A 26,497-nucleotide genomic window follows, 5' to 3' on the forward strand; every position below is an offset into this window, starting at 1 on the left:
TCGCTATCCGGAGAGATGGAAGTTGCCGGAGGTGCCGTAGATGGCCAGCGAGATCAACAGGGTCACCGTGACCACCGCGACCAAGGAGGCGCGCACCGCGTTGCCCACCGCGACACCCACGCCGACCGGCCCGCCCGCGGCGTTGTACCCGTAGTAGGTGTGGATCAGCATGACCGCCAGCGCCATGAAGATCGCCTGGGCGAAGGACCAGAGGATGTCGCTCGGGATCAGGAACGTGGAGAAGTAGTGGTCGTAGACGCCCGCCGACTGCCCGTAGATCACCACGGTGGCGAAGCGGCTGGCCAGGAACGAGGCGATCACCGCGAGCGCGTACAGCGGGACGATCGCGATCATCCCGGCCAGCACGCGGGTGCCGACCAGGTACGGCACCGGCCGGATCGCCATCGACTCCAGCGCGTCGATCTCCTCGGCCACCCGCATCGCGCCCAGCTGCGCGGTGGAGCCTGCTCCGATGGTGGCCGCCAGGCCGATGCCGGAGATCACCGGCGCCGCGATGCGGACGTTGATGAACGCGGCGAAGAAGCCGGTCAGCGCCTCGACGCCGATATTGCCCAGGGAGCTGTAGCCCTGCACGGCGATCGTGCCGCCCGCGAAGAGGGTGAGGAACCCGACGATCACCACCGTGCCGCCGATCACCGCCAGCGCGCCGGTGCCCATGCTGATCTCGGCGATCAGCCGGATGGTCTCGGTGCGATAGTGCACCAGAGCCCGCGGAATGGCACCGAGCGCCTGGGCGTAGAACACGGCATGCTTGCCCACCGAATCGAGCGAGTCCGACATGCGGCGCACCCGTCGCACGGTCCGGGGAAAGCGGGATTCGATTACGAAGGCCATCGCGTCACCGCGCCGTGAACTTGATGCCGACGGCGGTGACCACCACGTTCACGACGAACAGGGCCATAAAAGCGAAGACTACGGTCTGATTCACCGCATCACCGACACTCTTGGGTCCACCTTTGACATTCAGGCCCAGATAGCAGGCGACCAGTCCGGCGATCAGCCCGAACAATCCGGCTTTCACCTCCGAAATGATCAACTCGGGCAGATGGGTGAGCAGCGTGATGCCATTGACGAACGCGCCGGGGTTCACGTCCTGCAGAAACACCGAGAACAGAAATCCGCCGACGATGCCGATGGTGCATACCAGGCTGTTGAGCATCAGCGCGACGAACATCGAGGCGAGCACCCGGGGGACCACCAAGCGGTGCACCGGATTGATGCCGAGCACCCGCATCGCGTCGATCTCCTCGCGGATGGTGCGCGCGCCGAGATCGGCGCAGATCGCGGTGGCGCCCGCACCCGCGACGATGAGCACGGTGACGATCGGCCCGACCTGGGTGACCGCGCCGAATGCCGCGCCCGCGCCGCTGAGGTCGGCCGCGCCGATCTCCCGCAACAGAATGTTCAGCGTGAAGCTCACCAGGACGGTGAACGGAATGGCCACCAGCAATGTGGGCACGATCGATACCCGCGCGATGAACCAGGACTGGTCGATGAACTCGCGCCATTGAAACGGTCTGCGCACGCTGGAGCGTGCGACATCGGCGGTGAGTTCGAAGAATCCACCGACGGCCCGCAATGGCACGGCAAGGACCTCGTTCATCCGCGATCCTCCTTGCTCACCCGGCGTACAAGCACACGGCGCGAATCTCACCGTGGCCGCACCGCCGGAACGATTAGAACATGTTCACCGTGTTGCCGGTAGCCTTTTTCACACTTTTGAAGTGCAATTTCTCGAAAAATCGGCATATAAATTTGGAACCGGTGTCAGCGAGTGATGATCCCACCTTTGTGAGCTGGGACATAACCCGTCCCTATGTCTACCAAGCACCGATGCCATGATCAACAGTTGGACAGCTGATCAGTAGCGCGGCGGCGGCGAGCCGCCACGGCTCACCCCAGCTCGGTCAGCGAAGACGCCGAGAAAGTCCGCCCTTGCGGACGATCGGCGAAGTAGCCGCCCAGCGTGTCGGCCAGATCCTGGGCCGACCACTCCCCGCCGGTGGCGTCGAACCGGCGCTCCACGACCGGCGCCGCCATCAGCGCCACCATCCCCCCGTAGACGACGAACAGTTGCCCGTTGACCGCGTCGGCCGCGGGCGAGGCCAGGTAGGCGACCAGCCGCGCGACGTGATCGGGCGACAGCGGATCGGCCGCACCCTCCGGGGCGGGACTGAATACCGCCTCGGTCATCGCGGTGCGCGCCCGCGGCGCGATCGCGTTGGCGCGCACGCCGTAGCGCGAGAGGGCCCGCGCGGCCGAGAGGGTCAGCGCGGTGATGCCCGCCTTCGCGGCGCCGTAGTTGGCCTGCCCCTCCGGGCCGAGCAGCCCGGCCTCCGACGAGGTGTTGATCAACCGGCCGTAGACCGGCTCGCCCGCCTGCTTCGACTTGCCGCGCCAGTAGGCGGCGGCATTGCGCGAGAGAAGGAAATGGCCGCGCAGATGCACCGCGAGCACCGCGTCGAAGTCCTCGTCGGACATGTTGAACAGCATCCGGTCGCGGGTGATGCCCGCGTTGTTGACGACGATGTCGACCGATCCGAACGACTCCTCCGCGGTGCGGATCAACGCGTCGGCGGTGGCGCGTTCGGCGATACTGCCCGCGACGAACTCCGCCTTGGCGCCGAGCGCCCGGATCTCCCCGAGCGTGCCGGCGACCGCGTCCGACTCCGCGAGGTCGTTGACCACCACCGACGCGCCGGCCCGGGCCAGCGCGAGCGCTTCGGCCCGCCCAAGTCCGGCGCCGCCGCCGGTCACGATCGCTACACGGCCCGCAAGGCTCAGATCATTGCTCACGCGGCCGACTCTAGAACGTGTTCCAACTTACGGCAAGCATCGCTCACTGCAACCGCAGCGCCGCCTTGGGGCACTGCGCGACGGCGTCCTGGACATCGGCGAGCCGATCGTCGGGCACGTCGGCGTTCGTGATGTGCAGTACGTCCTCGTCATCGAGTTCGAACACGTCGGGGGCGATTCCGACACAGATTCCATTCGCTTCGCACTGGTCCGGATCGACACTGATCTTCATGACAACTCCTTTACCGCCACTCTGGCCGAAGCCTAACAAGCCGATGCGCCCCACCGAGGCGTCATCGGCCGGATTCGGTATCAATACTGGAACATGTTTCAGTCCATATGCAATGATCGGGGGAACCCGATCCCACGAAGGCTCGGTCCTACCCGCCCCGCCGACTCCGCAAGCTCCGTCGGCCGACCATCCCCATGAGGTTTTGCCATGCGCATTGCGTACACGCCGCAACAGGAGCAGCTGCGCGCAGAGCTGCGCGACTACTTCGCGCGGCTCATCACCCCCGAGCGCCGGGAGGCGCTGAGCGCGCAGACCGGCGAGTACGGGCAGGGCAATGTGTACCGCGAGGTGGTCCAGCAGATGGGCCACGACGGCTGGCTGGCGCTGGGCTGGCCCAAGGAGTACGGGGGCCAGGACCGCCCCACCATGGACCAGCTGATCTTCACCGACGAGGCCGCGATCGCGGGCGCGCCGGTGCCGTTCCTGACCATCAACTCGGTCGCGCCGACGATCATGCACTACGGCAGCGAGGAACAGAAGAAGTTCTTCCTGCCCAAGATCGCGGCCGGTGAGCTGCACTTCTCCATCGGCTACTCGGAGCCGGGCGCGGGCACCGACCTGGCCAGCCTGCGCACCACCGCGGTGCGCGACGGCGACGACTACGTGATCAACGGCCAGAAGATGTGGACCAGCCTGATCGCCTACGCCGACTACGTCTGGCTGGCCGTGCGCACCGATCCGACGGCCAAGAAGCACAAGGGCATCAGCATGCTCATCGTGCCGACCACCGCCGAGGGATTCTCCTGGACTCCCGTGCACACGATGGCGGGACCGGACACCAGCGCCACCTACTACCAGGACGTTCGCGTGCCCGCGAGCGCGCTGGTCGGCCAGGAGAACGGCGGCTGGGCACTGATCACCAACCAGCTCAACCATGAGCGCGTCGCGCTCACCTCGGCCGCGCCGCTGGCGCTGGCGCTGAACCAGACCGTCGAGTGGGCGCGCAACACCAAGGCCGCCGACGGCTCCCGCGTGATCGACCGCGAGTGGGTGCAGCTCAACCTGGCCAAGGTGCATGCCAAGGTCGACTACCTCAAGCTGCTGAACTGGGAGATCGCCAGCCGCGCCGATGCGGGCGGCGACGCGGCTCCGCGGCCGTGGGACGCCTCGGCCTGCAAGGTGTACGGCACCGAACTGGCCACCGAGGCCTACCGGTTGCTCATGGAGGTGCTCGGCCCGCAGGCGTACTTGCGCCAGGACTCCCCCGGCGCGCAACTGCGCGGACGGCTGGAGCGGATGCACCGAGCCGCGCTCATCCTCACCTTCGGCGGCGGCACCAACGAGGTGCAGCGCGACATCATCGCCATGACCGCCCTCAAGCAGCCTGCCGCGGCACGCTGACCGAAAGCAGAGAGACCACCATGGATTTCACCCCCACCGAAGCCCAACTCGATCTCGGCCGGCTGACCGGCGAGGTGTGCGGCAAGCTGGTCACCGCCGATCGGCTGCGCGAACTCGACGGCAACCGGGCCGAGGCGGGAGCGGACGTCGAGCGATTCGACCAGCCGCTGTGGAATTCGCTGGCCGAGACCGGTGTGCTCGCGGCGGCGCTGCCCGAGTCGGTCGGCGGCAGCGACCTCGGCGCGCTCGAGCAGACCGCCATCCTGCGGGAACTGGGCAAGCATCTCGCGGCCGTGCCGTATCTGTGGTCGATCGCGCTCGGCGCGGGCGCGCTGGCGCGGTTCGGTTCCGAGGAGCAGCGTGAACTGGCCACGCGGGCGGGCGCGGGCAGCGTCATCCTGACGGTGGCGCTGGCCGAGGAGCGCAACTGGGAACCCGCCGCACCGGCCACCACCGCGGTCGAGACCGGCGACGGCTGGCGGCTGACCGGGGCCAAGACCACGGTGCCCTTCGCGAACCGGGCCGAGCGAATCCTGGTGCCCGCCACGGTCTCCGGGACCACCGCGGTGTTCCTGGTCGATCCCGCGGCGGCGACGGTGAGCGCGCAGCAGGTGGTCGACCGCAGCCCCGAGTTCGCGGTCGAGCTCACCGATACGCCCGCCGAGCTGGTCGGCAGCGTCGCAGGCGGCGCGGAGATCCTGGACTGGCTGCTCACCCGCGCCTGGCTCGGCCTGAGCGCCGCGCAGCTCGGCACCCTGGAACGGGCGCTCGAGCTGGTCGCCGAATACGCCAGGGAGCGCGAGCAGTTCGGCAAGGCGGTCGGCAGTTTCCAGGCCGTCGCCCAGCGGCTCGCCGACGCCTACATCGACGTCCAAGGCCTGCGCCTGGCCGTCACCCAGGCGGCGTGGCTGCTCTCGGAGGACCTGCCCGCCGCCGAAGCGGTGCACACCGCCAAGTTCTGGGCCGCCGACGCGGGCCACCGCGTCGCGCACACCGTCGTCCACGTGCACGGTGGCGTAGGCATCGACCGCGACCACATCGTGCACAACTACTTCACCGCCGCCAAACACAACGAGTTCGCCCTCGGCGCGAGCACCGACCACCTCCGCGCCCTCGGCGCGCTGCTGGCCGGCTGAGCGCGGCACCACAGACGATTCGGCCCGCACGACAGCACGTCGTGCGGGCCGGAATTCGTTGTTTCAGGCGAGTCGCCGGTTCAAGTCTGCGCTCACCCGCAATACACGCGGGCGGTCTGACTGAGCGATCGATCGGGCAAGGCCTACCAGCGCTATCGCCGGAACAGCGGCGCGAAGCGCTCTCCGATGCCCGACTTCTACATCGGAGCGCACGCCGCCGCGGCGGGCTATCGCTTGCTGACCCGGGATGTCGCACGGTATCGCGGCTACTTCCCGACGGTCGCGCTGATCTACCCCGAACTCTGAATCGGCGCCGCCACGGCATCGGGTTCCTCTGGCGGGACGGACGTCAGGTAGCGCTGGAGGGTGGGGCCTACCTCCGCGATGATCTGGGCGCGGGTCAGGGCGACGACCGGGGGTAGGCACAGGACGTAGCGACACAGGGCCAGCCCCAGCATCTGGGTGACGATCAGGCCGCCACGGCGGGAGGCATCGGCGGGATCGCCGAAGCGCAGGACGGCGGGCAATATCTGCTCGGTGAAGATCGCGCGGACGCGGTCGGCGACCGCCTCGTCGGTGATCGATGAGCGCAGCAGCGTCAGCAGTACCTCCTTGTTCGGCTGCTCCTCCCAGATCTCGAAGAAGCGGCGTACCAGCAGTTCGCCCAGGTGATCCGGGTCCGCGGAGGCGAGGTCCGGCAAGTCGAGCCGCACATCGACCGCCGCCGCGAAGAGGCCGTCTTTGCTGCCGAAATACCGCATGACCATGGACGGGTCGATGTCCGCGTCCGCCGCGATGGCGCGGATGGTCGCCTTGCGGAAGCCTTCCGCGGCGAACCGCGCCCGGGCCGCTTCCAGAATCGCCGCACGCGTCGCGTCCGAGCGGCGGGCGGGCGCTTGATCAGGATCGACGGTCATGCCAACAAGTGTAGGCCAACAACTGTTGACTTCCTAGCGCTAGTGGCGCTACGGTTATGCCAACAAACGTTGGCCTACAAACGTTGACATAGAGGGAGTTCCGATGAACGCCACCACGAACCCGCTGCCCGCCACCACCGCCGTCGTGATCGTCGGCGCGGGCCCCGCCGGGCTCACCGCCGCCATCACGCTGGCCGACGCGGGCGTGGACTTCGTCCTCCTGGACCGGTTGAGCGAAGGCGCGAACACCTCGCGCGCCGCGGTCGTGCACGCGAGGACGCTGGAAGTGCTCGAGCAGCTCGGCATCGCCGACGAACTGGTCGCGACAGGCGACATCGTCGCCCGCTTCACCGTCCACGACGGCGGCAGCACCTTGGCCACCATCGACTTCGACGGACTCCCGACGCGCTACCCGTACACCCTGATGACCCCGCAGGACACCACCGAGGCGGTGCTGCTGAAGCGGCTGCGGAAGGCGGGCGGCGAGGTCCAGCGGCCGTACCAGGTCACCCGGGTCGCCGAGGAGAACGACGGCGTCACGGTCGAATACACCGACGAGGCGGGCGCGCCCGGCAGCATCCGCGCCGACTACGTCATCGGGACCGACGGCATGCACAGCATCGTCCGCGAGCAAGCGGGCATCGGCTTCACCGGCGCGTCGTACCCGGAATCCTTCGTCCTCGCCGACGTGCGGATGGACTGGCCGATCGCCCGCGACGAAGTCGCCCTGCACCTTTCACCGGAGGGTGTCACGGTGGTCGCGCCGCTGCCCGACGAGAAGGAGCCCAACCGCTTCCGCGTGGTCGCCACCCTGGAAACCGCGCCCGAGCACTCGACCGCGCAGGACATCCAGGCCCTCCTCGCCGCCCGCGGCCCCGGCGGCGCGGTGCGCGTGCACGAGGTGCTGTGGAGCTCGCGCTTCCGCGTGCACCACCGCGTCGCCGACCGGTACCGCAGCGGCCGCATCCTGCTCGCGGGCGACGCCGCCCACGTGCACAGCCCGGCCGGCGGCCAGGGCATGAACACCGGCATCCAGGACGCCGCCGCTCTCGGCCCGCTGCTGGCCCGCGTGCTGGCGGGCGAGCCGGACACCCTGCTCGACGACTACGAAGCCACCCGCCGCCCGGTCGCCCTCGGCGTCGTCTCGTTCACCGACCGCATGACCAAAATGGCGACCCTGCGCGCACGCCCGGCCCGCACCTTGCGCAACCTGGCCCTCACGACCCTGGCCCGCATCCCCGCCTTCCGCCACCGCCTCGCCTACCAACTGGCCGAACTGGCAAACCGCTGATCCCGCGAACAACAACGTGGCCGGCCACCGTCGCATGGGACGGTGGCCGGCCACGTTGCGCAAACCGCTACTTCGCGCTCGCCACCGCGTTGTCGTCGGCGGGGCGGGACTGGGTTTGCTCCTTCGCCCAGCGGTAGTCGGGCTTGCCCGCCGGCGAGCGCTTGATCTCGTCGACGTACCACAAGCTGCGGGGAAGCTTGTACGGCGCGATCTCCTGGGTGAGCATGGGGCGCAGTTCTTCCAAGGTGGGGCGGGATTCGCCGCGGCATTGCACGACCGCGACCACCCGCTGGCCCCAGCGCTCGTCCTCGATACCGACCACCAGCGCGTCGAAGATCTCCGGGTGGGTCTTGAGCGCGCCCTCGACCTCCTCGGGGTAGATCTTCTCGCCGCCGCTGTTGATGCTGACCGAACCGCGGCCGAGCATGGTGACCGTGCCGTCCTCCTCGACGCGAGCGAAGTCGCCGGGGATGGCGTAGCGGATGCCGTTGAACTCCTTGAACGTCGCCGCGGTCTTCGCCTCGTCCTTGTAGTAGCCGAGCGGGATATGCCCGCGCCGAGCCAGGATGCCGACCACGCCGGAGCCGGGCCGCACCGGATTGCCGTCCTCGTCGAGCACATCGGTGGAGGCGTCGATCTTCACGCGCGGCCCGCCGGTGTGCGTCGCCCCCTTGGCCACGATGGCGATGCCGCCGAACCCGGTCTCGGAGGAACCGATCGAATCGGAGATCATCCGGTTGGGCAGCAGTTCGAGGAACTGGTCCTTGAGCGCGGGCGAGAACAGCGCCGCACTGCTGGCCATCACGTACAAGCTCGAAAGGTCGTAGGGCTGACCGGTTTCCGGGTTGCCCTCGATGAGCGCGTCGAGCATGGGGCGCGCCATCGCGTCCCCGGTGATGAAGATCAGATTGATCTTGTGCTTGTCGATGGCCTGCCACACGCCGTGCCCGGAGAACTCCGGGAGCATCACGGCCTTGCCGCCACCGAACAGGCTGTGGAATGTGGCCCACTGCGCCCCGCCGTGGATCATCGGCGGGATCGGGAACCGCACCATCGGCGGGCTGCCCGCGCCGACCTTCGCCAATTCCCATTCGTCCTGGACGTATTCACCGGTGATGAAGTTGATGCCCGCGCCGAGCACGCGCCACACGTCCTCCTGGCGCCACATCACGCCTTTGGGCATGCCGGTGGTGCCGCCGGTATAGACCATGTACAGGTCGTCGGGCGAGCGTTCGCCGAAGTCGCGCTCACCCGAGGACTGCGCGATCACCGCCTCGTATTCCACCGAATCCGCTGCGGTGGGAATCGTGCCGGTCGTATCGTCGTCGACGACGACGACGGTGCGCAGCTGCGGGGTCTTGGGACGGACGGCAGCGACCCGGTCGCTGTAGCGCCGCTCGTGGATCAGCGCCACCATGTCCGAGTTGTCGAAGATGTATTGCAACTCGTTCTCGACGTAACGGAAGTTCACGTTGATCATCACGGCCCGCGCCTTGAAGATCGCGACCATGGCCTCGACGGCCTCGATCGTGTTGCGTGAGTAGATACCCACCTTGTCACCCGGCTGGACTCCCTGTTCTTGCAGGTAGTGAGCGAGTTTGTTGGCCCGCTCCTCCAACTGGGCGTAGGTGACCTCGCGGCCGTCGTCGGCCAGCGCGACGCGGTCGGGCATCAGGTCGATGGCATGTTCGACAAGGTCCGCTATGTTGTAGCTCACAGCCTTAAAAATAGAACGTGTTACTGTTTCTGACAAGGCTAGAAGTCAGGAGAATCAGCGATGCCGCACTGCCTCGTCGAGAAGCGCGACCACGTCCTCATCGTCACCATGAACCGGCCCGAGGCGCGCAACGCGCTGTCGGGCGAGATGATGGCGATCATGAAGGACGCCTGGAACCAGGTGGACGACGATCCGGACATCCGGGTCGCGATCCTGACCGGCGCGGGCGGCGCGTTCTGCGCGGGCGCCGATCTCAAGGGCATGACCTCCGAGCACCCGGGCGACACCATCGACGGCGGCGGCTGGAACCCGGCCAAGCTGGAGGCGCTGCTCAAGGGCCGCAGGCTGACCAAGCCGCTGATCGCGGCGGTCGAGGGCCCGGCCATCGCGGGCGGCACCGAGATCCTGCAGGGCACCGACATCCGGGTGGCCGGGGAGAGCGCGAAATTCGGTGTCTCCGAAGCGCGTTGGGGCTTGTTCCCGCTGGGCGGCTCGGCGGTGCGGCTGGTCCGCCAGATCCCCTACACCGTCGCCGCCGAAATCCTGCTCACCGGCCGGCACATCACCGCGGCGGAGGCCAAGGAGATCGGCCTGATCGGGCACGTGGTCCCGGACGGCACCGCGCTGGACAAAGCGCTGGAGATCGCGGGGCAGATCGCCGCCAACGGCCCGCTCGCCGTGCAGGCCATCCTGCGCACCATCCGGGAGACCGAGGCCATGCCGGAGGAGGACGCCTTCCAGATCGACGCCAAGCTCGGCATGGCGGTCTTCCGCTCGGCGGATGCCAAGGAAGGGCCTCGGGCGTTCGCGGAAAAGCGTAAGCCCTCTTTCACCGGAAACTGACGACGAGAGCCCAACGCCCCCGATGCGCGACCAGTGCACGCGCATCGGGGGCAACCCGTCGCCGGGCTCAGCTCGCGCCCGGGTAATCCATCCAGAACGGCTCCCACTGGTGGCCGTCCGGGTCGATGAAGGTGCGGCCGTGCATGCCGACCTGCGCCTCTTGCGCCCGCTTGTCCTCGTTCACCTCTTCGGTCGCGCCCGCGGCCAGCGCGGCCTCGGTCAGGTTGTCGACCTCCGCAGCGCTGCCGAGGGCCAGCGCGTACGCGGCGCCGATCGCCGCCTTGGTGTCGGCCACCGGCCGCTTGCTGAAGGTGGTGAAGAAATCCTCGGTGAGCAGCATCAGGCAGATGTTGTCATCGATCACGATGCAGGCCGCGTTGTCATCGGTGAACTCCTGGTTGACCTTCCAGCCCAGCGCCTCGTAGAACGCCGTCGACCGGTGCAGATCGGTGACCGGGAGATTGATGAAGATCATATTGCTGCTCATGGCCTCTTCCTCTCGAGCAAGTCCGTTCGTGTCACTGGATAGGACGGGCCGGGCCCGGCGAACTCATCGCGGATGACTCGGTGGCGCATCCCACAGCACGGGCAGGTTTATTGATCTTGAACAGCGACGTTCTCGAGTTCGATGGCCTGTTTTGTGTCGGTGCCCTGTGGCAGGGTGACACCCATGAACGACTCGCCAGCCTCCCCCGCCGGCCTCGCTCCCGATCTGCTCGCCGCATTCGAGACCCATCGCAGGGAGCTGTGCGCGTACGCCTACCGCATGCTCGGCTCGTCCTTCGAAGCGGAGGACGCGGTCCAGGAGACCTTGACCCGGGCGTGGAAGTCCTACGACTCGTTCGAGGGCCGCGCCAGCCTCCGCTCCTGGCTGTACAAGATCACCACGAACGTCTGCCTGGACATGCTCGACGGCCCGCAGCGGCGGGCTCGGCCGATGGATCTGTCCGGTCCGTCGCGGCCGGATTCGCCGCTGCCCGCACCCCAGCCGGACTACGTCTGGATCGAGCCGATCCCGAACGCGCTGGCCTTCGGCGCCGATCCGGCCGACCACGCCAGCGCGAAGGACACGTTGCGATTGGCCTTCGTCGCGGCCTGCCAGCATCTGCCCGCCACGCAGCGCGCGATCCTGATCATGCGCGAGGTCCTGCGCTTCTCCGCCAACGAAACCGCCGAGGCGCTCACCATGTCGCCCGCGTCGGTCAACAGCGCGCTGCAACGGGCGCGCGCCACCATGTCCAAGGTCCAGCCCGCGGCCACCGACACCTACGACGATTCCGACGAGGATCAGCGCAAGCTGGTGGACAACTTCGTCAAGGCGTTCGAGGCCTACGACATGGACACGCTCACCTCGCTGCTGAAAGCAGATGTGGCGCTGTCCATGCCGCCGATCGAGCTGTGGATCTCCGGCCCGGAGAACGTCGCCGCGTTCATGCTCGGCCACGGAAGCGCTTGTCGCGATTCGCGTCTGCTCCCGCTGGAAGGCGCCAACGGCCTGCCCGCTTTCGGCCACTACAAGCCGGGCCCGGAGCCGGGCGTGTGGGTGCCGTGGTCGATCACGGTGCTGGAACTCGACGGCGACACCATCGCCGGGCTGAACTTCTTCCTGGACACCGAGAAGCTGTTCCCGCTGTTCGGCCTGGAACCCGAACTGCGCGAAAAGGTTTGATCCGGAACGCATGAATGCGCCCTCCGCGGCCTAGGAACCTTCGCGTCCGCCGATCGCTGCTATTCCCGGTGACAAACCAGCCCCTCCGCCAACATCGGCCGGTGCAAAGCATTGCGTTGCAGCGTGGAGCGACGTACGCCGAGCGTTGGTCTGACCATGCTCCGGTCACCGTGGAGTTTGCGGAGAAGGTTCCCGAACCGCTGACCAGCGAATCCCCCTGCACGGTCACGGTCACGGTCGGGGCGTACGGGCATCCAGCGCCTTGCGGATCAGCTCCCGTGCTGCTTCGCCGGCCACGGACTGACCGGCCAGGACATCGAACGTCCGGTGATACACCGCTATCTCTCGCGGCTGAGTGATCGACAGCTCTGCTGTGATGTTTTCGACCAGGACACGGCTCGAATCGAACATTAGAAACGACGTGGTAGCCGTCTCGAACGGTGCCCGCATCGGCACGATACCGAGCGTCACACGTGGCATACCTTGGACAGCTAAGAGCCGGTCGAGCTGGCCGATCATCGTCTGATCGTCGCCAACGGTGGTGTACAACGCTTGTTCACCAAGGACGAAGTGGAACAAGTGATCCCGCTGATACAAGACTTGTTGCCGCTGCATCCGCTTGGATACACCCGCGTCCAGATCGTTCGGAATCTGCTGGAACTCGATCACCTTCCGCAGGATGCCCGCCGCGTAGTCGGCGGTCTGTAGAAGGCCGGGAACCAAGACCGGTTCAAACGATCGGATGATCCGAGCTTCGGATTCCCACTTGATCGACGCTTGCTGTCTGCGCTTGGTTCCGGTACCGAGAATCTTCCGCCACTCGAGGTACGCGGTATCGATGCTCTGCCGCGCCGCGTGGAGGTCTGCTAGTTGGTCACCCGCGTTGCAGTGTCGGCAGTACACCGAGATGTCCTCTAGAGACGGGCGTATCCGGCCGTATTCGATCTTTGAGACCTTGCTTGGGTCCCATCCGCTACGGCGTGCCAACTCCGCACCGGACAACCCGGCGGCAACGCGAATACCTCGGAGTTGCGCCCCGAGATATTCGCGCTGCTGGTCAACGGAACCGGTCACTGTGTGACGTACTCCGGAAACGGAGTGGCGAGAGGCCAGAACCGGGCTCGGAGCCCGCGGCAGTACGCGGCGATGTGCGGGTCGGTGGTTGCCGCACCGGACCAGCCTCCGGACTCCCCGAACGCTGAGAAGACCACTGTTTCGTCATCAAGTAGCCAGTAGTCATCCGAAGGGACTTCCCCGGCATGATGCCGGGGCAGATATCGAATGTCTTCGCCTGCCCGTACATTGAGCGCTGCCACGGCAAGCGCGAACCGGGTGTAGTCGGTGTGCGGTTCGGTGACGATTCGTACCCGTGTGACCGCTACGCCCCGGCTGGTCGTCTCCTGTATCAGCTCGGTCCACGGCTGGAACCATGCGTAGTCATCCGGCTCGTCTGCCAGGAATCGCCGGAACGGTTCGTACTCGTTCGGTTCGGCGTAGGTGTCGAGCACTTCGAGGTGAAACGCTTCCCGCTTGCAGGTCCGGAGTAGGTCCGGGAACCCTTCATCGGGCACTAGCAGCACCGTAGAACGTCCTTTCTAGCTTCGGAACCTCGGTAGCGGTTTCGTCGTCGGCAATGTCGAGCTGTGCGAGTAGTTCCGGATCGATGACCGGCCGACCCGTGAGCCGGAATGTTCCCGGCCGGTGATGGCCTTATTCGGTGTTTTCACCGCTAAGTCGTTCGCTGATCGCTTTCCGGATCAGCTCCCGCGCTGCCTCCCCGGTCGCAGATTGCCTAGCGAGGGCATCGAACGCGCGCCCGTATTGGGTGATCTCCCGTGGCTGAGTAACCGTCAGCTCGGCTGTCAAGGTCTCAACCATGACCCTGTTGTCGTCGAATATCGTAAAGTTAGTCATTGATACTCGGTATGGAGCTTCGGCTGGAACGATCCCGAAAACTACCCTAGACATTCCGAGCACAGCCAAGAGCCGATCCAGTTGTCCGATCATGGTCTGATCGCTGCCCACCGTAGTACGTAAGGCTTGCTCGGCTACGACGAAATGAAATCGGTGGTCACGACGGTACAATATCTGTTGCCGTTCCATCCGCTTCGATACGCCTTCATTCACATCGTTCGGCACTTGCTGAAACTCGACAACGCTGCGTAGAACACTCTCGGCGTACTCTGCTGTCTGAAGTAGGCCAGGTATCAAGAAAGGGTGATATACCCGCATGACCTCGGTTTCGGCTTCCAGCTCGATAGAGGCTTGTTGCCGCCGCTTTGTACCGGTGCCTAGTACTCGCTTCCATTCGAGCCATGCGGTCTCGATGTTGCGCAGGGTAGCTATCAGGTCGGGCACTTGGTCGTCATTGCCGGTATGGGCACACCAGAGACGTATGTCGTCGCCGGTGGGCTTAGTCTTGCCGTACTCGATTTTCGATACCTTGGTTTGATGCCATCCGGCACGGTGGGCAAGCTCGGTGCCGCTGATACCTGCATCTAGGCGAAGCTCTCGGAGCCGTGCACCGAGAGCTTCCCTGGCCTGATTCGGTGAACTCGTCACGGCTCGCTGTATTCAGCCAATGGGGTAGCCATAGGCCATACCCTTGCTTTGACTGTTCGGATGTACTCGACTATTCGAGGGTCGGTGGTTACAGCACCTCCGAGCCATTTACCGTTTTCGACGGGTTCGAATATGGTGAATGCTACAACGGAATCATCGAAAATCCACCAATCGTCTACCGTTAATTCGTCAGGGTCGATCAGGTGGCGGGGCAGGTATCGTACATCCTCGCCCGCTTCCACGTTGAGCCGAGCAACGTGCTTTGCATATCGGGTGTAGTCGTTGTGTGGCACGGTGACCACCCGCGCCCGGTTGACGGCCACGCCTCGGCCGGTAGTTTGCCTGACCTGGTTCAGCCAGGGTTGAAACCATGCGTAGTCTTCGGGCTCATCACGTAAGAATCGGACGAGTGGCGGGTAGTCCGGTGGGTAATAATCGTCCCGAACTTCGAGGTGGAACGCTTCGCGCTTGACCTGTCGAAACAGATCGTTGAATGCCTCACCCTGCGCTAGCTGCATTGCCGTAGAAAGTCCTTTCCAGCTTGGCAACCTCGATAACCGTTTCGTCAGGGTAGATGTCCATCTGCCCTAATGTCTCTCGGTCCATGATCGGTGAACCAGACAGAACGAACGTCCCCCGGCCAGTGTCTGTCATGGTGGCGCCTATGAACGTGTCCGGTTCGGCGAAGCCAGTTAGCAGATGTGGGATCTCAACTGTCCCAACAGTGTTCGTCTTCCACCCCTGCACCGCGTATGTACCTCTATCGGTGGCGTAGAGGCTCGGGCAGCCTCCGCCTTCGGTGCCGCCTTTGCCGAGAAACTGTAGCCGCATGGTTGGGCCTCCCATCGGATCATGCGCGTTCATGCTTCGAACACCTTCGATGATGCCCTAGACGTAGCTGTTTGATCAGCGAATAATGGACTTGAGCATGTTCAAGCATGAACATGGACGTGGCCGGTTTACCGTTCGTAGCGTCTGAGCTGGCCCCCGTGACATGTGCCGCGATCCGGTCACGGGGTGCCTACCACTGGCCTACTAGAGGGGGTTGAAATGACCGCAGACGGAGACCAACAACGCAGGCGCACAGAGCTTTACTCGTTCCCTGCTGTGCCGCCCGCAGTTGCGATTTCGAGTTCACGCACTCGGTGCCGACAGTGCTGCCGCCCCAGATCACGGGCGACGGTTGGGTGATGACGAACCGGCACGCGCGGGAGCGCTCGCGCCCGGCAGCGGCCCCCTGCTCGACGCCATCCTCCGGGACGTCAACAACCAACTCCCGGGCCCATGGACATAACCACTCGCGCCGACGTGCCCCGATCAGGGACCATCGCTATGGGGCTGCAAGCCCAAACCTATAACCGCACAGGGGGAATCGTGCACACTACAACACTCGCTGTCGCCGCCGCGTTTGCCGCACTCGCTGTCGGCGCCGCGCCGGCCCACGCCAGTGCGGAGAAACAAGACGGCCCAGTCAGCCTCACAGTGATCGGCGAGGGCCTGGTTATCGGCAAGACCGTCACCACCTACGCCAGCCCCGGAGGTGAAGGCCAAGTGCAGGCGTACTACATCGTGGTGAGCCCGGACGGTAAAGCCAAAAGAATCAATTCCGAAGTAACCCAGCCGGGGGCGAAAGGTTCCGGTGTTTACCGTGACAGCTACGGCCCGACCGGAGGGTTCCTCGATGGCACGCGGATCTGTGCTGGCTGGTGGGACCCCACCGGACGGGTCTCGATCTCCGGGTACCCGTGTGTGACAATCCATAAATGACCCTCCGCGATCAAGGTTGGGAGCCGGTCACGCCGGTTGGTTCCCGCGGTGAATTCACATGGCGCGTCTGGTGCGACGCACGACGGCCACCGGAAGCTGATCTCATGGGCTGGCCGGAGGATGCAGACTTCCTGGCGACCTTCGTGGAAGTCGCGAACGGCGAGGGCCGCCTGGATTCCGGCGGCATCGGCGGTGTTCGCGAACCCGGCGAGCAACTGCGGTACTGCGTCGGCGGTCGTGACGGTTTCCCTGAAATCGTTGCCGTCCGGGTGGCGCAGGATCGGTCGGGCATCGTGGTCGAGACGACGCGGCGGTCCATCGAAATCGATGCCGCTGAGCTCGGTGAACCACACTATGGAATGCGATTTTTCGCGATGCCGCTCGATGACCAGGAGCGTCTCGTCGCCGTCGCCAGTGGCGACATTCGGCAGGAACATAACACGCTGTCGGCCCGCTGACCCGACTCGCGAACCACGAGCCCCCGGACCGAGAAGGTCCGGGGGGCTCGTTGTTGTAGACCGATAACCCCGGCTGCGTGGGGGAGCCTGAGCTGCGGCTACTCCAGCGGTCCCGGTGCCGTGCGCTGTGAGCGCCGGTGTGATCCACGTCGAGGGTGCGTCTCTGCGCCCCGACCGAAGCTGACGCTGTGGGGGCGGTGCCCCCCTCCCGCACCCCGACCGGTGACCGTCGGAGGACGCGAACTGCATGCGGGATGCTCAAAGCGCTGCTCAGTGCATGCGTGGCGAGTCCGGATACATACGCGCGGTATCCGGCACCATGCGTCCGGCGTCGATCAAGGTCTGCCGTGCGGCTGCCTTCCGGGGGCAACCATCGGCGCGGCATCCGCGATGGCGCTGCATCGTGGCGTGCGCTTCGGGCACGCTCAGCGGGTGCTCCGGTGCCTCATGCGGCCAGCCGGTCGGCCATAGGCCCATGTCGGCGGGCTCAGCGGCCTGCTCGGCGCGGATGCGGCTCTGTCGCCGTTCGGCTCGCCACTCGGCCTGTACGCGATCAATGATCGCCTGCGGCGATGTCTCGTCCGGTTCGGCTTCCCTCCACCAGTTGAACCCCACCACTTCACCCCTGTCTGTCGGCTTTTGCTGGTGAGCACCCGACGCCGGGGCGTCGATGTAGGCACCGCATCAACCCGGCGGCGGGGCTGGTTATCAGCGTGGCGTCACCCTTGACGCTGTTGCAGTCACACGGTGCATACGGAGCGCTTACGCTTCCTATACGCGAACAACAGACACGGAGGGGCGTACGCGATGTTCGTGGTGACCCGTTGGACCGGCTTGGAAGTCCGAGCGTTGCGCCGAGTAGCTCTGCGAGTCAGTCAATCTCGGTTCGCCGAGATGACTGGTTTCTCCGAAGCGGTTGTAAGCAAGTGGGAAAGACGTGGCGAGACGATCACTCTGTCTGGTGACTTCGCCGCTGCCATGGACATCATGCTGAAGCGACTGGACGATGACCAGTCGGCACGGTTCCAGGCCGAACTGGCTGTTTCGGTGCGGCCGATTGCACCCAGCGAAGGTCCGGAAGATCGTCCTATCATCGCGGCCGAAGGCAGTAGCGATCTTCGCATACCTGACGCGGAAGCTGAGGACGACGTGAACCGCAATGAATTTCTACGCGGATTGTTGGCTCTCCCTGCCGCTACCCTTGCGAACGATCTCATTACGGTGGCCAGCGCTCCTATGGAGCCATCCGTCCCGGCCAAGGTGGGGATGGATCACGTCGACCAGGTTCGGGCGTGGGCGGGACTGTTCCGTGCAGCGGACGATGCGGGACTGCGGGTGGGTGACGCCATGACCACCCAACTACGGACAGCAGTCTTATTCCTCCGCGCCGACATGCCATCACACGTTCGCACCGCGATGCAATCGGCGGTCGGAACGTTCTTCAGGGTCGTCGGATGGGCCTATTTCGATCGCGGGCAGCACGATCCGGCCAGAGATCACTTTCATATGGGTTGGCAATGCGCGGAACAGGCTGGTGAATGGTGGCTACGCGCTGCGATCCTGACCTGCATGGCGCGTCAGGCAATATTCCTCGGCAATGCCGATGATGCACTCACTATGCTCGGCCTTGCCTCGGTGCGGTCTGATCGCATTTCGCTGCTGCGTCGAGCAGATATTGCCGCAGTGCAGGCCCGCGCCTTCGGCAACCTAGGCAACGATACCGAATGCATTCGAGCTGTACGCCAAGCCGAGCAGCTCTTTGCGGAGGCCGCCGGGCAAGAACACCCCGATACGGAATACGAAGGCTTCAAAGGCTACTACAACGAGCAACTGATGAATAGCGACGCCACACACGGATTATTCGATCTCGCATATCATCGCAACATCCGAGTACCCAACACGGTTGAACGTCTACACGCCGCGTTGGAGCTGTCGGACGACCACGCTCGCTCGCGGCAATTGAACACCGTGCGCCTTGCTGCGCTGCAGCTCCGACACGGAGACTTGGACGAGGGGGTCGCCCTGGGAGCCAGAGCCGTCCAAAGCGCTTTGAGCACAACGTCGGCGCGAGTGCTGAACGAGCTGGCAAAGATCTATCAGGTTACGGGCGAAGACCGCATCAGGAATGCATCAGGCGTGCCCGAATTGCGGCGGGGCATTTCGGATATTCTAACAAAGGAGTCATAGTGATCATCGCCTTCTCGGTAACACCGGTTGGAGCAGGCGAAAGCGTCGGTGCCGCAGTGGCAGAAGCGGTGCGCGTTATACGCGCCAGCGGGTTGCCGAATGAGACGAATGCCCTGTTCACAACCATCGAAGGCGAATGGGATGAGGTAATGGCGGTGATCAAGCAAGCGGTAGATGCCGTAATGGAAGTCGCGCCACGATGCAGCATCGTTCTCAAGGGCGATGTCCGCCCTGGATCAACAAACGCGATCACATCGAAAGTCGAGTCTGTGGAGCGTCATTTGAGGGAACCTCGTTAACCACGAGTGGAGGTTGGGGCTGCTGCAGGATCGGGAGACAGTTGTCAGGCAGCGTGTAGCGCTGCTGCGGTCAGCATGGTTTCCTATTCGATCGGGGTCAACCGGCCAAAGCGGGCTTGTCGACGTCGGCGGTGGTAGGTGGTCGGGTAACTGATCGTCATTGCCGGTATGACGGCAGTAAGCCCTTAGATGCGCCTCCGTGGGGCTGCGGTCCCCAATTTCGATCTTCGACACCACCGACTCATGCCAACCCGCAAGAGAGGCAAGCTGACGGCCGGAGAGCCCAGCATCACGACGAAGCCCTCGGAGAGTTGCCCCAAGGGCTTGTCGCGCTTCATGAACGGAGTTGGTCACCGCTCGACGTACTCCGCATAAGGGATAGCCAGCTTCCAGCGCCGCCCCCGTACCTCTTGGCAGTACGTCACGATTCCGGGGTCTGTGGTCACTGCCAGACCGGCCGGTACCCCGGCCGGATCGGTAAGGTTGTAAACAACCCTCTCGCCATCCATTAACCACCAGTCGTCTGGTGGCACCGTTCCCGCGATATTTCTCGGCACATAACGGATGTCGTCCCCAGCTTCCACGTTGTACCCGGTGACCGACAACAACCATCGCTGATAGTCCGACAGTGGTTCGGTGACCACCCGAACACGGGTCACCGATACGCCCCGGCCAGTGGTTTCCAGCATGAGGTCCTGCCACGGCGTCCGGGTGTACGGGGCTGGTTCGCCAGCGAGGAACGCACGTATGCGGGTGTCCTCGTCGGCTACGTGGTATTCGTCCCGCACTTCGAGATGGAACGCGTCCCGTTTCAGCTCACGGAACAGATTCGGCCACAGGTCCGGTTCATCGTTGGGCCGCAGCAGCATTGCCGTAGAACGTCCTTCCTAGCTTCGGGACCTCGATAGCAGTTTCGTCCTCCGCCAAGGTCGACATGCCCAACACATCCGGCTCGGTGATCGGCCGACCGGATACGGTGAAGGTACCCCGGCCGGTGTCGGTCATAGTGGAGCCGATGAACGTATCCGGCTCGGAGAACCAGGTCAGAAGGTGCGGAATCTCCACCGTCCCCGGTTGGATTGTTTCCCACCCCTGGACGCGAATGCGCCCTTCACGGTAATCGTGAAGGGCGCATTCGCTCCGCGTCGTCGCGCGGCCGGGTCACAGCCCCAGCGGCCCGGCTGCGCGGCGCGCCTACCCTCCGCCGGACCTGGACCGGGTATTGCCCGGCGCCGTCCGTCCGGCGGCGAATCTCAGGAGGCGGGGATGTACCGTTCCCGCAGCTTGCGCTTGTAGAGCTTGCCGTTGGGGTCGCGCGGCAGTTCGGGCAGGTAGTCGATCGATTTCGGCATCTTGTACTTCGCCAATTGGGTGGCGGCGAAAGCGAGCAGTTCCTCGGTGAGCGCGTCGTCGCCGTCGATCCCGTCGGCGGGCTGTACGACGGCCTTCACTTCCTGGCCCCAATCCGGATGCGGGATGCCGAAGACCGCCACGTCGGCGACCTTGGGGTGGGTGATCAGGACGTTCTCGACCTCCGCCGGGTAGATGTTCACACCGCCGGACAGGATCAGGTCCGAGCGCCGGTCGTGCAGGTAGAGGTAACCGTCCTCGTCGAGGTGGCCGATGTCGCCGACGGTGAACAGGTCGCCGACGCGCGAGTCCTCGGTCTTGGCCTTGTCGTGGTGGTATTCGAAACTCGAAGCGCCCATGCGCATGTAGACTAGGCCGGGTTCGCCGACCGGCACCTCGGAGCCGTCCTCTTCGCTCAGCACCTTGATCACAGACCACGGCCACGCCTTGCCGACCGAGCCCGGTTTCCGCAGCCACTCGGTGCCGTTGATCACCGTGCCGCCGCCCTCGGTGGCCGCGTAGTACTCGGTGACCGTCGGGCCCCACCACTCGAGCATCTGCCGCTTCGTCTCCTGCGGGCAGGGCGCGGCGCCATGCACCATGCTGCGCAGCGAGGACACGTCGTACTTGGCGCGCACCTCCTCCGGCAACGCGAGCAGGCGGTGGAACTGGGTGGGCACCATGTGGCTGTGCGTCACCCGGTGCTTGTCGATCAGCCGCAGCATGTCCTCGGCGTCCCAGCGGTCCATCAGCACGAGCTTGTGGCCCAGCTGGATCGAGATGGTCGCGAAGTTCAGCACCGCCGTGTGGTACAGCGGCGAGCCGCAGATGTGCACGTGGTCGTCGTAGGGCGCGAGCTCGAACAGGCCGAAGAACGCGGTGGTGTGCGGTGGGACGACGTCGGGGTCCGCGCCGGTGAGCGGCCGCCGTACGCCCTTGGGCCGTCCGGTGGTTCCGGAGGTGTAGAGCATGGGCGCGCCGGTGCTGCGGTCGGACGGACGGCCGGTGTCGGCCGCGCCGAGCCAGGCCACCGACTTGAAGCCTTCGATCTCACCCACCGCGAAGCGCGCCGTCGCGGGCAGCCCGGCCTCGTCGGCGGCGGCCTTGGCGGCGGCGGCGAAACGATCGCTGGCGATGAACGCCTTCGCCTCGCTGTCGGCCAGGATGTAGGCGACCTCCGGACCGGTGAGATGCCAGTTCACCGCGACGATGTACAACCCCGACTGGTAGGCCGCGAAATACGCCGCGATGGCCTCCACGCAGTTGTGCACCATGCTCACCAGCACGTCACCGGTGTTCAAGCCGAGCCCGCGCAGGCCGGTGGCGTAACGATTGGCGAGCGTGGCCAATTCGCGATACGTCACCTCCCGGCCCCAGGGATCGACCATCGCGATGCGATCGGGTTCGGCTTCGGCGATGTTCCACAGACCGAGGATTTTTTCCGGTTCCTGCGCAGAGGGACGGTTAGGAGCCGACGGGGCGGATGAGGCAGTCACCCCATCGAATCTAGAACGTGTTCTACTGTTCGACAAGGGGTGCGAGCCGATGCAATTGCGCGACATCCGGAACCGACACCAGCATCATGGTGACGCCCGCGGCCTCCCAGACCCGCAGCTGCTTGCGGACGTGCTCCTCGTCGCCGATGATCGCGGTGTCCAGAATCAGCTCGTCCGGCACCGCCGCGGCGGCCTCCGCCTTCTTGCCCGACTGGAACAACTTGCCGATCTCGTCGACCTCCCGGTCGTAGCCCATCCGCCGGTACACCTGAGCGTGGAAATTCAGTTCCGGGGCGCCCATGCCGCCGATGTAGAGCGCCATGATCCAGCGCATCCGCTCCAGCTCGCTCGCCGGATCGTCGGTGATCACCACTTGGCAACTCGCGGCGATCTCGAAGTCGTCCCGGCTGCGCCGCGCGCCCGCCCGCGCGAAGCCCTCGTCGAGCCACTCGTCGTACATTCCGGCCAGCCGGGGCGCGTAGTAGATGGCCAGCCAGCCGTCGGCGATCTCGGCGGTGAGCGCCACGTTCTTCGGCCCCTCCGCACCCAGCCAGATCGGCAAATCCGCACGTAGCGGATGCACGATCGGCTTCAGCGGCTTACCGAGCCCGAGCGAGCCCGGCCCGGTGTAGGGCAGCGGGTAGTGCGGGCCGTCGCTGGTGACGGGCGCCTGCCGGGCCAGCACCTGACGCACGATTCCGACGTACTCGCGGGTGCGCTGCAACGGCTTGGCGAAGGGCTGGCCGTACCAGCCCTCCACCACCTGCGGACCCGAGACGCCCAGGCCGAGGATCGCGCGACCGCCGCTGAGGTGATCGAGGGTGAGCGCGTGCATGGCGGTCGCGGCCGGCGTCCGCGCCGACAGCTGCACCACCGAGGTGCCCAGGCGCACCCGCCGCGTGGCGGAACCCCACCAGGTGAGCGGGCCGAACGCGTCCGACCCCCACGACTCGGCGGCGAAGACGGCGTCGAACCCGGCTTCCTCGGCCGCCACCACCAGCTCCCCCGCGTTCGCGGGCGGCTGGGCCATCCAGTACCCGAGTTGCAATCCGAACTTCACGCCGGACCCCTTTCCGATCAACTGCTTGCCACCAGAGTTAGAACCTGTTCTACTCGATATCGTGACTCAGGGGAATACTGCATCCACGGCAATCGCTGGTGGTAGCGGCACGGCATTGAACACGGACGCCGTGCCCGAGGTACTCAGCGCGCCCCTGCGGGTGCGTTTCGAATACACCCGCTCCGTCGGCTCCACCATCGGAACCTTCCTGACCGGATTGCGCGACCACAAGATCGTCGGCGTGCGCGGCTCGGACGGCCGGGTGATCGTGCCGCCGCCGGAATACGATCCGATCACCGCCGAACCGCTGACCGAATTCGTCGACCTCGCCGACACCGGCACCGTCGAGTCGTGGACCTGGGTGCGCGAGCCGCTGCCCGGCCAGCCTTTCGACCGCCCGTTCGCCTGGGCGCTGATCCGGTTGGACGGCGCGGACACCACGCTGCTGCACGCCGTCGACGTCGCCGCGCCAGAGGACATCCACAAAGGCCTGCGGGTGACCGCCCGCTGGGCCGAGCAGACCGAGGGCAGCATTCGCGACATCGTCTGCTTCGAGCCGGGCGAGAAGTCCTCCGCACCGGCGGAATCCGCTGCGGCCGACCCGGTAACCATGCTCGTCACGCCGGTCGATCTGTCCTACAAGCACACCGCCTCGCCGCAGGAGACCGTGTACCTGCGCGGGCTCGCCGAAGGCAAGCTGATCGGCGCGCGCACCGACGCCGCGGGCAAGGTGTACTTCCCGCCGCGCGGCGCCAATCCGACCGACGGCAGGCCGACCGACGAGTTCATCGAACTGTCCGATCACGGCACCGTGACCACCTTCTGCATCGTCAACGTGCCGTTCATGGGCCAGCGGATCAAGCCGCCGTACGTCGCGGCGTACGTGCTGCTGGACGGCGCGGACATCCCGGTGCTGCACCTGGTGCTCGGCTGCGACGCGAGCGAAGTGCGCATGGGCATGCGGGTGCAGGCGGTCTGGAAGCCGCGCGAGGAGTGGGGCTACGGCCTGGAGAACGTGGACCACTTCCGCCCCTCCGGCGAGCCGGACGCCGACTACGAGACCTACAAGCACCACCTCTGAGAGAGGCGCACGTTGACTGACAACGCCACCGATATCGCGGTCGTGGGTTTCGCCCACGCGCCGCACGTGCCGGAGACCTTCGGCACCACCAACGGTGTCGAGATGCTGGTGCCCTGCTTCCAGCAGCTCTACGACCGGCTCGGCATCACCAAGTCCGACATCGACTTCTGGTGCTCGGGCTCGTCCGATTACCTTGCCGGGCGGGCTTTCTCGTTCATCTCGGCGATCGACGCCATCGGCGCGGTGCCGCCGATCAACGAATCGCACGTGGAGATGGACGCCGCCTGGGCACTGTACGAGGCGTGGGTGAAACTGCGCTCGGGACAGGCGCAGACGGCGCTGGTGTACGGGTTCGGCAAGTCCTCCGCGGGCACGCTACGCCAGGTGCTCACCATGCAGCTGGACCCGTACGTGGTCGCGCCGCTGTGGCCGGACGCCTGGTCCATCGCAGGCCTGCAGGCGCGCGCCGGTCTGGACGCGGGCCGCTGGACCGAGCGGGACATGGCGGCCGTGGCCGCCGGCGCGTCCGGTGACGCCGACAGCCTGCTCGAACAGCCATACGTCGCCGATCCGCTGCGGGCCCACGACATCGCGCCGATCACCGACGGCGCCGCGGCGATCGTGCTCGCCGTGGGCGACCGCGCCCGCGAACTGTGCGAACGTCCCGCGTGGATCACGGGCATGGCGCACCGGATCGACACTCCCGTGCTCGGTGCGCGCGACCTCACCGTCTCGCCCTCGACGGCCGCCGCGGCCAAGGCCGTCACCGGCGGCGACGTGAGCGATTTCGACATCGCCGAGCTGCACGCGCCGTTCAGCCATCAGCAGCTGATCCTCGCCGAGGCGATCGGGCTGAAGAACGGCACGAAGGTGAATCCGTCCGGCGGCGCGCTCGCGGCCCACCCCATGTTCGCCGCGGGCCTGGAGCGCATCGGCTTCGCGGCCGAGGCGATCATCGCGGGCTCGGCGAATCGCGCGCTGGCCCACGCCACCAGCGGCCCCGCGCTCCAGCAGAACCTTGTGACCGTCTTGGAATCGGAGAACCGATGAGCTTGCCAGCTGCGGTGCTCGGCACCGGACAAACCCATCACGTGACGAAACGGACCGATGTGTCCATGGCGGGGATGTGCCGTGAGGCCATCGACCGGGCCCTCGCCGACGCCGGTCTCACCATCGCCGACATCGACGCGGTCGTGGTCGGCAAAGCGCCCGACGGATTCGAGGGCGTCATGATGCCCGAGCTGTTCATGGCGGACGCGCTCGGCGCCACCGGAAAGCCGCTGTTGCGGGTGCACACCGCCGGTTCGGTCGGCGGCTCCACCGGCATCGTCGCGACCAACCTGATCCAGGCGGGCGTGCACAAGCGCGTGCTCGCGGTGGCCTGGGAGAAGCAGTCGGAGTCGAACGCCATGTGGGCGCTGTCGATTCCGGTGCCGTTCACCATGCCGGTCGGCGCGGGTGCGGGCGGGTATTTCGCGCCGCACGTGCGCTCCTACATCCGGCGCTCGAACGCGCCGGGCCACATCGGCGCCATGGTCGCGGTGAAGGATCGCCGCAACGGCGCCAAGAACCCGCTGGCCCACCTCAAGCAGCCCGACATCACGCTGGAATCGGTGCTCGCCTCGCAGATGCTGTGGGACCCGATCCGCTTCGATGAGACCTGCCCCTCCTCCGACGGCGCGTGCGCGATCGTACTCGGCGACGCGGAGGCCGCCGAGGCGGTGGAAGCCACCGGCCGGAAGGTCGCCTGGGTGCACGGCACCGCGATGCGCACCGAGCCGACCACCTTCGCCGGCCGCGACCAGGTCAACCCGCAGGCGGGCCGGGACGCGGCCGCGGCGCTGTGGGAGGCGGCGGGCATCACCAACCCGCTGGAGGAGATCGACGTGGCCGAGATCTACGTCCCGTTCTCCTGGTTCGAACCGATGTGGCTGGAGAACCTCGGCTTCGTGCCGCAGGGCGACGGGTGGAAGCTCACCGACAAGGGCGAGACCGAGATCGGCGGGACTCTTCCGGTCAATCCGTCCGGCGGCGTGCTGTCGTCCAACCCGATCGGCGCCTCCGGGCTGATCCGGTTCGCCGAGGCCGCCAAGCAGGTCATGCAGCGGGCCGGGGACTATCAGGTCGAGGGCGCGCGCAAGGCGCTGGGTCACGCGTACGGCGGCGGTTCGCAGTACTTCTCGATGTGGGTGGTCGGATCGGAGCGGCGGTGAC

The 26,497-nt window shown here is 66.0% G+C and carries 29 protein-coding genes and 1 pseudogene; 12 read left to right on the forward strand and 18 right to left on the reverse strand.

What is annotated here, in order from left to right:
- Positions 1 to 3: 3 nt before the first annotated feature.
- The 4 genes from ABZ552_RS18100 to ABZ552_RS18115 form a co-directional block, all read right to left on the reverse strand.
- Positions 4 to 855: an ABC transporter permease gene (locus ABZ552_RS18100; protein WP_159842140.1), complete on the reverse strand. Its 852-nt coding sequence runs from the start codon at positions 853 to 855 to the stop codon at positions 4 to 6.
- 4 nt (positions 856 to 859) lie between these two features.
- Complete coding sequence (locus ABZ552_RS18105) at positions 860 to 1,624, reverse strand: ABC transporter permease (protein WP_281877154.1); 765 nt, start codon at positions 1,622 to 1,624, stop codon at positions 860 to 862.
- A 290-nt stretch (positions 1,625 to 1,914) separates the two neighbouring features.
- Positions 1,915 to 2,817 (reverse strand): 3-oxoacyl-ACP reductase, encoded by a 903-nt coding sequence (locus ABZ552_RS18110; protein ID WP_281919104.1) that lies wholly within the window; start codon positions 2,815 to 2,817, stop codon positions 1,915 to 1,917.
- A 43-nt stretch (positions 2,818 to 2,860) separates the two neighbouring features.
- On the reverse strand, positions 2,861 to 3,049 hold the full coding sequence (locus ABZ552_RS18115; RefSeq protein WP_281877152.1) for a ferredoxin: 189 nt from the start codon (positions 3,047 to 3,049) through the stop codon (positions 2,861 to 2,863).
- 207 nt (positions 3,050 to 3,256) lie between these two features.
- On the opposite strand from ABZ552_RS18115, the gene ABZ552_RS18120 reads away from it, so the two are divergent.
- Positions 3,257 to 4,450, forward strand: coding sequence for an acyl-CoA dehydrogenase family protein (locus ABZ552_RS18120; protein ID WP_159842136.1), 1,194 nt, complete (start codon positions 3,257 to 3,259; stop codon positions 4,448 to 4,450).
- 20 nt (positions 4,451 to 4,470) lie between these two features.
- Positions 4,471 to 5,586: an acyl-CoA dehydrogenase family protein gene (locus ABZ552_RS18125; protein ID WP_281877149.1), complete on the forward strand. Its 1,116-nt coding sequence runs from the start codon at positions 4,471 to 4,473 to the stop codon at positions 5,584 to 5,586.
- Positions 5,587 to 5,876: 290 nt separating this feature from the next.
- On the opposite strand, the gene ABZ552_RS18130 is transcribed toward ABZ552_RS18125, so the two are convergent.
- Positions 5,877 to 6,503 (reverse strand): TetR family transcriptional regulator, encoded by a 627-nt coding sequence (locus ABZ552_RS18130; protein ID WP_281877147.1) that lies wholly within the window; start codon positions 6,501 to 6,503, stop codon positions 5,877 to 5,879.
- A gap of 103 nt (positions 6,504 to 6,606) precedes the next feature.
- On the opposite strand from ABZ552_RS18130, the gene ABZ552_RS18135 reads away from it, so the two are divergent.
- Positions 6,607 to 7,794, forward strand: a complete 1,188-nt coding sequence (locus ABZ552_RS18135) for an FAD-dependent monooxygenase (protein ID WP_357438397.1) — start codon at positions 6,607 to 6,609, stop codon at positions 7,792 to 7,794.
- 67 nt (positions 7,795 to 7,861) lie between these two features.
- On the opposite strand, the gene ABZ552_RS18140 is transcribed toward ABZ552_RS18135, so the two are convergent.
- On the reverse strand, positions 7,862 to 9,511 hold the full coding sequence (locus tag ABZ552_RS18140; RefSeq protein ID WP_281880717.1) for an acyl-CoA synthetase: 1,650 nt from the start codon (positions 9,509 to 9,511) through the stop codon (positions 7,862 to 7,864).
- A 60-nt stretch (positions 9,512 to 9,571) separates the two neighbouring features.
- Here ABZ552_RS18140 and ABZ552_RS18145 point away from each other — a divergent pair, with 60 nt between their 5' ends.
- Positions 9,572 to 10,354, forward strand: coding sequence for a crotonase/enoyl-CoA hydratase family protein (locus tag ABZ552_RS18145; protein ID WP_281877144.1), 783 nt, complete (start codon positions 9,572 to 9,574; stop codon positions 10,352 to 10,354).
- Positions 10,355 to 10,421: 67 nt separating this feature from the next.
- On the opposite strand, the gene ABZ552_RS18150 is transcribed toward ABZ552_RS18145, so the two are convergent.
- Entirely contained in the window at positions 10,422 to 10,841 is a 420-nt protein-coding gene (locus tag ABZ552_RS18150; protein ID WP_357438402.1) for a VOC family protein, read from the reverse strand.
- 183 nt (positions 10,842 to 11,024) lie between these two features.
- On the opposite strand from ABZ552_RS18150, the gene ABZ552_RS18155 reads away from it, so the two are divergent.
- Entirely contained in the window at positions 11,025 to 12,023 is a 999-nt protein-coding gene (locus tag ABZ552_RS18155; protein WP_281919108.1) for a sigma-70 family RNA polymerase sigma factor, read from the forward strand.
- A gap of 231 nt (positions 12,024 to 12,254) precedes the next feature.
- Here the strand turns inward: ABZ552_RS18155 and ABZ552_RS18160 are convergent, their stop codons facing one another.
- From ABZ552_RS18160 to ABZ552_RS18180, 5 genes are all read right to left on the reverse strand, one after another.
- Positions 12,255 to 13,097 (reverse strand): helix-turn-helix transcriptional regulator, encoded by an 843-nt coding sequence (locus ABZ552_RS18160; protein WP_357438405.1) that lies wholly within the window; start codon positions 13,095 to 13,097, stop codon positions 12,255 to 12,257.
- Positions 13,094 to 13,594, reverse strand: a complete 501-nt coding sequence (locus ABZ552_RS18165) for a DUF6879 family protein (protein WP_281877138.1) — start codon at positions 13,592 to 13,594, stop codon at positions 13,094 to 13,096. The genes ABZ552_RS18160 and ABZ552_RS18165 overlap by 4 nt, the downstream gene beginning before the upstream one ends.
- A gap of 139 nt (positions 13,595 to 13,733) precedes the next feature.
- On the reverse strand, positions 13,734 to 14,585 hold the full coding sequence (locus tag ABZ552_RS18170; protein ID WP_357438408.1) for a helix-turn-helix transcriptional regulator: 852 nt from the start codon (positions 14,583 to 14,585) through the stop codon (positions 13,734 to 13,736).
- Positions 14,582 to 15,103, reverse strand: a complete 522-nt coding sequence (locus ABZ552_RS18175; protein WP_357438411.1) for a DUF6879 family protein — start codon at positions 15,101 to 15,103, stop codon at positions 14,582 to 14,584. Before ABZ552_RS18175 ends, ABZ552_RS18170 begins: the two co-directional genes overlap by 4 nt.
- Positions 15,084 to 15,449 (reverse strand): hypothetical protein, encoded by a 366-nt coding sequence (locus tag ABZ552_RS18180; protein WP_281877135.1) that lies wholly within the window; start codon positions 15,447 to 15,449, stop codon positions 15,084 to 15,086. Before ABZ552_RS18180 ends, ABZ552_RS18175 begins: the two co-directional genes overlap by 20 nt.
- A 468-nt stretch (positions 15,450 to 15,917) precedes the next feature.
- Between ABZ552_RS18180 and ABZ552_RS18185 the strand changes: the two genes are divergently transcribed.
- Together ABZ552_RS18185 and ABZ552_RS18190 are read left to right on the forward strand one after the other, a co-directional pair.
- Entirely contained in the window at positions 15,918 to 16,352 is a 435-nt protein-coding gene (locus tag ABZ552_RS18185) for a hypothetical protein (RefSeq protein WP_281877134.1), read from the forward strand.
- On the forward strand, positions 16,349 to 16,810 hold the full coding sequence (locus ABZ552_RS18190; protein ID WP_281877133.1) for a hypothetical protein: 462 nt from the start codon (positions 16,349 to 16,351) through the stop codon (positions 16,808 to 16,810). The genes ABZ552_RS18185 and ABZ552_RS18190 overlap by 4 nt, the downstream gene beginning before the upstream one ends.
- Positions 16,811 to 17,080: 270 nt before the next feature.
- Here the strand turns inward: ABZ552_RS18190 and ABZ552_RS18195 are convergent, their stop codons facing one another.
- Positions 17,081 to 17,425, reverse strand: coding sequence for a hypothetical protein (locus ABZ552_RS18195; protein ID WP_281877132.1), 345 nt, complete (start codon positions 17,423 to 17,425; stop codon positions 17,081 to 17,083).
- 279 nt (positions 17,426 to 17,704) lie between these two features.
- On the opposite strand from ABZ552_RS18195, the gene ABZ552_RS18200 reads away from it, so the two are divergent.
- On the forward strand, positions 17,705 to 18,997 hold the full coding sequence (locus ABZ552_RS18200; protein ID WP_357438416.1) for a hypothetical protein: 1,293 nt from the start codon (positions 17,705 to 17,707) through the stop codon (positions 18,995 to 18,997).
- Entirely contained in the window at positions 18,997 to 19,296 is a 300-nt protein-coding gene (locus tag ABZ552_RS18205) for an MTH1187 family thiamine-binding protein (RefSeq protein ID WP_281877129.1), read from the forward strand. Before ABZ552_RS18200 ends, ABZ552_RS18205 begins: the two co-directional genes overlap by 1 nt.
- Before the next feature lie 174 nt (positions 19,297 to 19,470).
- Here ABZ552_RS18205 and ABZ552_RS18210 read toward each other — a convergent pair.
- From ABZ552_RS18210 to ABZ552_RS18230, 5 genes and pseudogenes are all read right to left on the reverse strand, one after another.
- A pseudogene (locus ABZ552_RS18210) lies at positions 19,471 to 19,650 on the reverse strand (helix-turn-helix transcriptional regulator); the annotation flags it as partial.
- A complete protein-coding gene (locus ABZ552_RS18215; protein WP_357438419.1) occupies positions 19,647 to 20,165 on the reverse strand; it encodes a DUF6879 family protein in 519 nt (172 codons plus the stop codon). The pseudogene ABZ552_RS18210 and the gene ABZ552_RS18215, both read right to left, overlap by 4 nt.
- Positions 20,143 to 20,361: a hypothetical protein gene (locus ABZ552_RS18220; protein ID WP_357438422.1), complete on the reverse strand. Its 219-nt coding sequence runs from the start codon at positions 20,359 to 20,361 to the stop codon at positions 20,143 to 20,145. Before ABZ552_RS18220 ends, ABZ552_RS18215 begins: the two co-directional genes overlap by 23 nt.
- Positions 20,362 to 20,549: 188 nt before the next feature.
- Positions 20,550 to 22,142, reverse strand: a complete 1,593-nt coding sequence (locus ABZ552_RS18225; protein WP_357438425.1) for an acyl-CoA synthetase — start codon at positions 22,140 to 22,142, stop codon at positions 20,550 to 20,552.
- A gap of 22 nt (positions 22,143 to 22,164) precedes the next feature.
- Entirely contained in the window at positions 22,165 to 23,202 is a 1,038-nt protein-coding gene (locus ABZ552_RS18230) for an LLM class F420-dependent oxidoreductase (protein WP_357438428.1), read from the reverse strand.
- A 115-nt stretch (positions 23,203 to 23,317) separates the two neighbouring features.
- Here ABZ552_RS18230 and ABZ552_RS18235 point away from each other — a divergent pair, with 115 nt between their 5' ends.
- From ABZ552_RS18235 to ABZ552_RS18245, 3 genes are read left to right on the forward strand one after another with little or no spacing between them, the layout of a single operon-like run.
- Positions 23,318 to 24,283 (forward strand): OB-fold domain-containing protein, encoded by a 966-nt coding sequence (locus tag ABZ552_RS18235; protein ID WP_357438431.1) that lies wholly within the window; start codon positions 23,318 to 23,320, stop codon positions 24,281 to 24,283.
- A gap of 12 nt (positions 24,284 to 24,295) precedes the next feature.
- Positions 24,296 to 25,333 (forward strand): thiolase domain-containing protein, encoded by a 1,038-nt coding sequence (locus ABZ552_RS18240; RefSeq protein WP_281877122.1) that lies wholly within the window; start codon positions 24,296 to 24,298, stop codon positions 25,331 to 25,333.
- Positions 25,330 to 26,496 (forward strand): thiolase domain-containing protein, encoded by a 1,167-nt coding sequence (locus ABZ552_RS18245; protein ID WP_159842102.1) that lies wholly within the window; start codon positions 25,330 to 25,332, stop codon positions 26,494 to 26,496. Before ABZ552_RS18240 ends, ABZ552_RS18245 begins: the two co-directional genes overlap by 4 nt.
- Position 26,497: the final 1 nt, after the last annotated feature.

This window comes from Nocardia sp. NPDC019219, assembly GCF_040632645.1.
Lineage (GTDB): Bacteria > Actinomycetota > Actinomycetes > Mycobacteriales > Mycobacteriaceae > Nocardia > Nocardia sputorum.